At 69.4% G+C, this 7,702-nt stretch carries 6 protein-coding genes and 1 pseudogene; all 7 read left to right on the top strand.

Annotated features, from left to right (window positions below; genetic code table 11):
* The first annotated feature begins 57 nt into the window (after window positions 1-57).
* Window positions 58-3,039: a M14 family metallopeptidase gene (locus tag BZZ08_RS27555; RefSeq protein WP_104634929.1), complete on the top strand. Its 2,982-nt coding sequence runs from the start codon at window positions 58-60 to the stop codon at window positions 3,037-3,039.
* A 227-nt stretch (window positions 3,040-3,266) separates the two neighbouring features.
* Complete coding sequence (gene gap / locus BZZ08_RS27560; protein WP_104634930.1) at window positions 3,267-4,277, top strand: type I glyceraldehyde-3-phosphate dehydrogenase; 1,011 nt, start codon at window positions 3,267-3,269, stop codon at window positions 4,275-4,277.
* Between the two features lie 134 nt (window positions 4,278-4,411).
* Window positions 4,412-5,623, top strand: coding sequence for a phosphoglycerate kinase (locus tag BZZ08_RS27565; protein ID WP_104634931.1), 1,212 nt, complete (start codon window positions 4,412-4,414; stop codon window positions 5,621-5,623).
* A gap of 5 nt (window positions 5,624-5,628) precedes the next feature.
* Entirely contained in the window at window positions 5,629-6,405 is a 777-nt protein-coding gene (gene tpiA, locus BZZ08_RS27570) for a triose-phosphate isomerase (protein WP_104634932.1), read from the top strand.
* 135 nt (window positions 6,406-6,540) lie between these two features.
* The gene (secG, locus tag BZZ08_RS27575) at window positions 6,541-6,777 is read left to right on the top strand and encodes a preprotein translocase subunit SecG (RefSeq protein WP_104634933.1); all 237 of its coding nucleotides are present in this window, start codon (window positions 6,541-6,543) and stop codon (window positions 6,775-6,777) included.
* Between the two features lie 213 nt (window positions 6,778-6,990).
* Window positions 6,991-7,326 (top strand): RNA polymerase-binding protein RbpA, encoded by a 336-nt coding sequence (locus BZZ08_RS27580; protein WP_003976875.1) that lies wholly within the window; start codon window positions 6,991-6,993, stop codon window positions 7,324-7,326.
* Between the two features lie 101 nt (window positions 7,327-7,427).
* Window positions 7,428-7,702: pseudogene (locus BZZ08_RS27585) on the top strand (glucose-6-phosphate isomerase); the annotation flags it as partial.

The raw sequence follows: 7,702 nt of genomic DNA on the forward strand, positions 1-7,702 counted from the left end.
CTGTTCGCCACTGTGGCGGACCCAGGCCTGTCGCACAGGCCCCATCCAGGGGGTTTCATGAGACGAAGAGCGAGATCGATCCTCGCCGTCGGCGCGCTCCTGCTCGGCGGAGCGAGTTTCGCGCCCATCGCCCAGGCACAACCCGCGGACCCGGGGACCCCGGACGCGAACGAAGTGAAGGTCTACCGTGCCGACGTCACCCGGGAGCAGGTACCCCTGCTGCTGGCCGCCGGCCAGGACGGCCACGAACTCGGCGAGCGGGTACCCGCCCGGGGTACGGCCGCCGTCGAGCTGTACCTCACCGGGAAACAGGCCGGCACGCTGGAGAAGCAGGGCGTCGACCTCACCGAGCACGCCCTGTCCACCCAGGCCGAGAAGCGGGTCGAGAGCGCCGCCGACGGCGTCTTCCGCCCCTACAGCGGCAGCGGCGGACTGCGCGAGGAGATCCTGCGGACCGCTCAGGAGAACCCCGGCCTGACCAAGGTCGTCTCCATCGGGAAGACCGTGAAGGGCCAGGACATCCTGGCGCTCAAGCTCACCAAGCACGCGAAGAAGTCCAAGGACGGCTCCAAGCCGTCCGTCCTCTACATGTCCAACCAGCACGCGCGCGAGTGGATCACCCCGGAGATGACCCGGCGGCTGATGCACCACTACCTGGACAACTACGAGAAGGACCGGCGGATCAGGCAGATCGTCGACTCCACCGAGCTGTGGTTCGTCCTGTCGGCCAACCCCGACGGCTACGACTACACCTTCGAGAGCACCGACAACCGCCTCTGGCGCAAGAACCTGCGCGACGTCAACGGCGACGGCACCATCGGCACCGGCGACGGCGTCGACCTCAACCGCAACTTCGCCTACAAGTGGGGCTACGACGACGAGGGCTCGTCCCCCAACCCCACCAGCGAGACCTACCGCGGCGCGAGCCCCGGCTCCGAGCCCGAGACCAAGGCACTCGACGCCTTCCAGAAGCGGATCGGCTTCACGTACGGCATCAACTACCACTCCGCCGCCGAACTCCTCCTCTACGGCGTCGGCTGGCAGGTGGCCACCAACACCCCGGACGACGTCCTCTACAAGGCGCTGGCCGGGACCCCCGACAACTCCGCGATCCCCGGCTACCACCCGCAGGTCTCCTCGGAGCTGTACACCACCAACGGCGAGGCCGACGGGCACGCGGCCAACGTCAACGGCATGGCGATGTTCACCCCGGAGATGTCGACCTGTCAGACGGCCTCCGACGTGGACCCCGACGACCAGTGGAACGCGCGCGACTGCCAGTCGGGCTTCAACTTCCCCGACGACGAGAAGCTGATCCAGCAGGAGTTCGCCAAGAACGTCCCGTTCGCGCTCTCCGTCGCCGAGACCGCCGCCCACCCCGACCGGCCGTCCTCCTCGGTCGGCCTGGACGCCGCCGACTTCACCCCGGCCCCCTTCACCACCTCCTACGCGCGCGGCGCCGACCAGGAGGTCTCCGTCGTCGTCCGCAAGTCCGTGCGCGACAAGGAGCTGAGGTACCGCGTCAACGGCGGACGCACGCACGACGCGGCGCTGCGGCCCTGGCGGGGCGGCGAGACGTACGGCGGTGAGGACAACCTCTACTTCGACGAGTACCGCGCCGAGGTCAGGGGCGCCGGTCCCGGCGACCGCGTCGAGGTCTGGTTCAGCGGCGAGACGCCGCGGGGAAGCCACGACCGGCACGGGAAGCACGGCAAGCGCACCGAGAGCGAGCACTTCACGTACACGGTCGCCGAGCGGCCCCGCGCCGACGTCCTCGTCGTCGCCGAGGAGGGCGCGAAGGCCACCCAGACGCAGACGTACGTCGACGCGCTCAAGGCCGACGGCCGGCGCGCCGCCGTCTGGGACGTCGCCACGCAGGGCGCTCCCGACGCGCTCGGCGTCCTCGGCCACTTCGGCACCGTCGTCCACTACACGGGCGCCGCGGTGCCCGGCAACGCCACCCAGCTCCAGCTGCGCGCCTTCCTCAACGAGGGCGGCAAGCTGATCGAGGCCGGCGAGCAGGCCGGCGGTGAGGTCGACCTCGGCGGCGGCACCCTCTCCGACGACTTCAGCCAGTACTACCTGGGCGCCTACACCCGCACCTCGACCTCCGGCGCCACCGGCTTCACCGGCTCCGGCAGGCTCGACAAGGCGGGCGGCACCCTCGGCGACGTCCCCGGCAACCCGCTGGACGCCGCCGGGACCTACAGCGTGACCTCCGACGAGCTGGACCCCGACACCTACCCGCAGTTCGCGAGCGAGGGCGCCGGGAAGTTCGCCGGGACGGTCAACCCGTACGGGCCCTACGCGGGGGAGTGGATGGCCGCCGCCGTCCACACCGACGACTCGTACAAGCGCCTGACCCGCACCGTCGACCTCACCGGTGTCACCGCCGCCGACCGTCCCACGCTCCGCACCCAGCTGCTGTGGGACACCGAACGCGGCTACGACCACGCCCTGGTCGAGGCGCACACCACCGGCGCCGACGACTGGACCACGCTCCCCGAGGCGAACGGCGCCACCGGCACGGCCGTGCCCGCGGAGTGCGCGGCCGGGTTCTACATGGGCGAGCACCCGTGGCTCGGGCACTACCTGACCCAGTCCGACGAGGGCTGCGCCGCCACCGGCACCACCGGTCAGTGGAACAGCCTCACCGGCTCCTCCGGCGGCTGGAAGCAGGTCGAGTTCGACCTGAGCGCCTACGCCGGGAAGTCCGTCGAGCTGTCGCTCGCCTATGTCACCGACCCCGGCAGCGGCGGCCGCGGCGTCCTCGCCGACGAGGCCTCCCTGGTCGTCGGGGGCACGGCGACGCAGACCGAGGGCTTCGAGACCTCGCTGGGCGCCTGGCGGGTCTCCGGACCGCCCGAGGGCAGTCCCGCCGTCCTGAAGGACTGGACCCGCACCGGGACGCTGTTCCAGACCTACGGCGCGGTCACCACGGACGACACCGTGCTGCTGGGCTTCGGCCTGGAGCACCTCGCCGGACCCGCCGCCCGCGCGGCACTGGTCCGGCAGGCGCTGCATGCCCTGGACGAGTGAATTCCGGTGTACGGGGGACTGACCCGGTGTAGCCACATCGGGTGATCGGTCCCCGTCGCCCGGGGCGGTCCGTACCCCTACTGGCGGGTACGGACCGCCCTGCCGGGTATGGGCCGTCTCGATGTCACCCCCGACGCCGTAGGGAGGTAGGGTCGGAGGTGGTCGGGGACATCCCAAATACAGCTCGCCGGCACATCGGGCCGGCGTACCAACGAGGAGATCGGTTCGTGACGATCCGCGTAGGCATCAACGGCTTTGGCCGCATCGGTCGCAACTACTTCCGCGCGCTGCTGGAGCAGGGTGCGGACATCGAGATCGTGGCTGTCAACGACCTGGGTGACACCGCGACCACCGCCCACCTGCTGAAGTACGACACCATCCTCGGCCGCCTCAAGGCGGAGGTCTCGCACACCGAGGACACCATCACCGTCGACGGCAGGACCATCAAGGTCCTCTCCGAGCGCAACCCGGCCGACATCCCGTGGGGCGAGCTGGGCGTCGACATCGTGATCGAGTCGACCGGCATCTTCACGAAGAAGGCGGACGCGGAGAAGCACATCGCCGGTGGCGCGAAGAAGGTCCTCATCTCGGCTCCGGCCAAGGACGAGGACATCACCATCGTGATGGGCGTCAACCAGGAAAAGTACGACCCGGCGAACCACCACGTCATCTCCAACGCCTCCTGCACCACCAACTGTGTGGCGCCGATGGCCAAGGTCCTCGACGAGAACTTCGGCATCGTCAAGGGCCTGATGACGACGGTCCACGCGTACACGAACGACCAGCGCATCCTGGACTTCCCGCACAAGGACCTGCGCCGCGCCCGTGCCGCCGCGGAGAACATCATCCCGACCACCACGGGTGCCGCCAAGGCCACCGCGCTGGTCCTGCCGCAGCTCAAGGGCAAGCTCGACGGCATCGCGATGCGCGTCCCGGTCCCGACCGGCTCGGCCACTGACCTGGTCGTGGAGCTTCAGCGCGAGGTCACCAAGGACGAGGTCAACGCCGCGTTCAAGAAGGCCGCCGACGACGGCGACCTCAAGGGCTACCTGTTCTACACCGAGGACGCGATCGTCTCCTCGGACATCGTCGGCGACCCGGCCTCCTGCACCTTCGACTCGTCCCTGACCATGGTCCAGGACGGCAAGTCGGTGAAGATCCTCGGCTGGTACGACAACGAGTGGGGCTACTCGAACCGCCTCGTCGACCTCACGGTCTTCGTCGGCAACCAGCTCTGATCGACTTCAGCAAGGCACCTCGATGCGGTAGCAGGGCTCGGACAGCGCAAGGTCGCGCTGCCCGGGCCCTGCGTCGCGTCCGCCGCCACCAGTCCTCGTAGGATCACGAGCGATCCGAGAACCCAGGAGCCCTCTTGAAGACGATCGACGAACTGCTCTCCGAAGGCGTCGCGGGCAAGCGCGTCTTCGTCCGCGCCGACCTGAACGTCCCGCTGGACGGCACCGCCATCACCGACGACGGCCGCATCCGCGCCGTGGTGCCCACCGTCAAGGCCCTGGCCGACGCCGGCGCCCGCGTGATCGTGGCCTCGCACCTGGGCCGCCCCAAGGGCGCCCCGGACCCCGCCTTCTCCCTCGCCCCGGCCGCCGCCCGTCTCGGTGAACTGCTCGGCACCGACGTCGCCTTCGCCGAGGACACGGTCGGCAGCTCCGCCGAGGCCGTCGTCTCCGGCCTCGCCGACGGCCAGGTGGCCGTCATCGAGAACCTGCGCTTCAACGCGGGCGAGACCAGCAAGGACGACGCCGAGCGCGCCGCCTTCGCCGACAAGCTGGCCGGCCTCGCGGACGTCTACGTCGGCGACGGCTTCGGCGCGGTGCACCGCAAGCACGCGTCCGTCTTCGACCTGCCGAAGCGGCTCCCGCACTACGCCGGGTACCTCATCGCCACCGAGGTCGGCGTACTCAAGAAGCTCACCGACGACGTGCGGCGCCCCTACGTCGTCGCCCTCGGCGGCGCCAAGGTCTCCGACAAGCTCGCCGTCATCGACCAGCTGCTCGGCAAGGCCGACCGGCTGCTCATCGGCGGCGGCATGGCGTACACCTTCCTCAAGGCCAAGGGGCACGAGGTCGGCATCTCCCTGCTCCAGGAGGACCAGGTCCCGGCGGTCCAGGAGTACATCGAGCGCGCCGAGAAGAACGGCGTCGAGCTGGTCCTGCCCGTCGACGTGCTGGTCGCGGGCGAGTTCCCCGACCTCAAGACGAAGGCCCCGGCCAACCCCACCACCGTCGCCGCGGACGCCATCCCGGCCGACCAGGAGGGTCTGGACATCGGTCCCGAGACCCGCAAGCTGTACGCATCGAAGCTCGCCGACGCCGCCACCGTCTTCTGGAACGGCCCCATGGGCGTCTTCGAGCACCCCGACTACGCCGAGGGCACCAAAGCGGTCGCCCAGGCCCTCGTCGACGCCCCGGGCTTCACCGTGGTCGGCGGCGGCGACTCCGCCGCGGCCGTGCGCACGCTCGGCTTCGACGAGAACGCATTCGGCCACATCTCGACCGGCGGCGGCGCCTCCCTCGAATACCTCGAGGGCAAGACGCTCCCCGGCCTCGCCGCACTGGAGGACTGACCCCGATGACCACCCGCACGCCGCTGATGGCGGGCAACTGGAAGATGAACCTCAACCACCTCGAGGCCATCGCCCACGTCCAGAAGCTCGCCTTCGCCCTCGCGGACAAGGACTACGACGCTGTCGAGGTCGCCGTCCTCGCCCCCTTCACCGACCTGCGCTCCGTGCAGACCCTGGTCGACGGCGACAAGCTCAAGATCAAGTACGGCGCCCAGGACATCTCCGCGTACGACGGCGGCGCCTACACCGGCGAGATCTCGGGCCCCATGCTGGCCAAGCTGAAGTGCACGTACGTGGCCGTCGGCCACTCCGAGCGCCGGCAGTACCACGCCGAGACCGACGAGATCGTGAACGCCAAGGTCAAGGCCGCCTACAAGCACGGCCTGACCCCGATCCTGTGCGTCGGCGAGGAGCTGGACGTCCGCGAGGCGGGCAACCACGTCGAGCACACCCTCGCCCAGGTCGAGGGCGGTCTCAAGGACCTCCCGGCCGAGCAGGCCGAGACCGTCGTGATCGCCTACGAGCCCGTGTGGGCCATCGGCACGGGCAAGGTCTGCGGCGCCGACGACGCCCAGGAGGTCTGCGCGGCGATCCGCGGCAAGCTCGCCGAGCTGTACTCCCAGGAGCTGGCCGACAAGGTCCGCATCCAGTACGGCGGCTCGGTCAAGTCCGGCAACGTCGCCGAGATCATGGCGAAGCCCGACATCGACGGTGCCCTGGTCGGCGGTGCCTCGCTGGACTCGGACGAGTTCGTCAAGATCGTCCGCTTCCGCGACCAGTAGCCGGCGACTGGTCGAGAGGCAGATCGACCGGTGAGTATGCGCTAGCGGCGATACGTCGTACCCTTGCGGGGGCATGGTGGCCTGCTGTCACCCTGCCCCCGTCGTTCATCCGAATCCGAGGAAGTTGGTCCAGCCGTGGTTTTGGGGTTCTCGATCGCCCTGATCGTCTTCAGCCTGCTGCTGATGCTGCTGGTGCTGATGCACAAGGGGAAGGGCGGCGGCCTCTCCGACATGTTCGGTGGCGGCATGCAGTCGTCCGTCGGCGGCTCCTCGGTCGCCGAGCGCAACCTCGACCGGATCACCGTGGTGGTCGGTCTGTGCTGGTTCGCCTGCATCATGGTGCTCGGCCTGATGATGAAAGCCAACAACTGACCGGTCGCACCGACCCGTCACACACTTGTGCACGTAAAGCCCCATGTCCGGTACGCGCCTCACCGCGCCGCCTATCATGGGGCTTGCGTCTGCGCACTGGAGCTTGTAACTCCAATCACTAGACGCGCGTTGGGCCTTACGTAGACTGAGGCGCTCGCAGTGAAGCGAAACGCCGACTCGCTTCGCGGCACCATCACGCAGGGAGTTACGACCGTGGCAAGTGGCAACGCGATCCGGGGAAGCCGGGTCGGGGCGGGGCCGATGGGCGAGGCCGAGCGCGGCGAGTCCGCGCCGCGTCTGCGCATCTCCTTCTGGTGCTCCAACGGACACGAGACACAGCCGAGCTTCGCGAGCGACGCCCAGGTCCCGGAGACCTGGGACTGCCCGCGCTGCGGCTTCCCCGCCGGACAGGACCGGGACAACCCGCCGGACCCGCCGCGCACCGAGCCCTACAAGACCCACCTCGCGTACGTGCGCGAGCGCCGCAGCGACGCGGACGGCGAGGCGATCCTCGCCGAGGCACTCGCGAAACTGCGCGGCGAGATCTAGTTCCGTCTCCGTCGGACGCCTTCATTCCTGATCATCTAGGTTGGAACAGCTGTACAGCCGGGACAGCTGGGACACCCCAAGGAAGAAGGCTGACGTCCGACATGAACGCAGACGGCCGTACCAGGCTCCACCAGACGCCCGAATGGGCCGCGCTGGCCAAGCACCGCGAGCAGCTCGGCCAGGTGCGGCTGCGCGAGCTGTTCGCCGCGGACCCGGGGCGCGGCACCGGCTGGACGCTCCGCGTGGGAGACCTGTACGTCGACCACTCCAAGCACCTCGTCACCGACGAGACCCTGCGGCTGCTCCAGGAACTGGCCGCCGCCACCGATGTGTTCGGGCTGCGCGACGCGATGTTCCGCGGTGAGCGCATCAACAT

The organism is Streptomyces sp. MH60, assembly GCF_002939385.1.
In the GTDB taxonomy this organism is placed as follows: Bacteria; Actinomycetota; Actinomycetes; order Streptomycetales; family Streptomycetaceae; genus Streptomyces.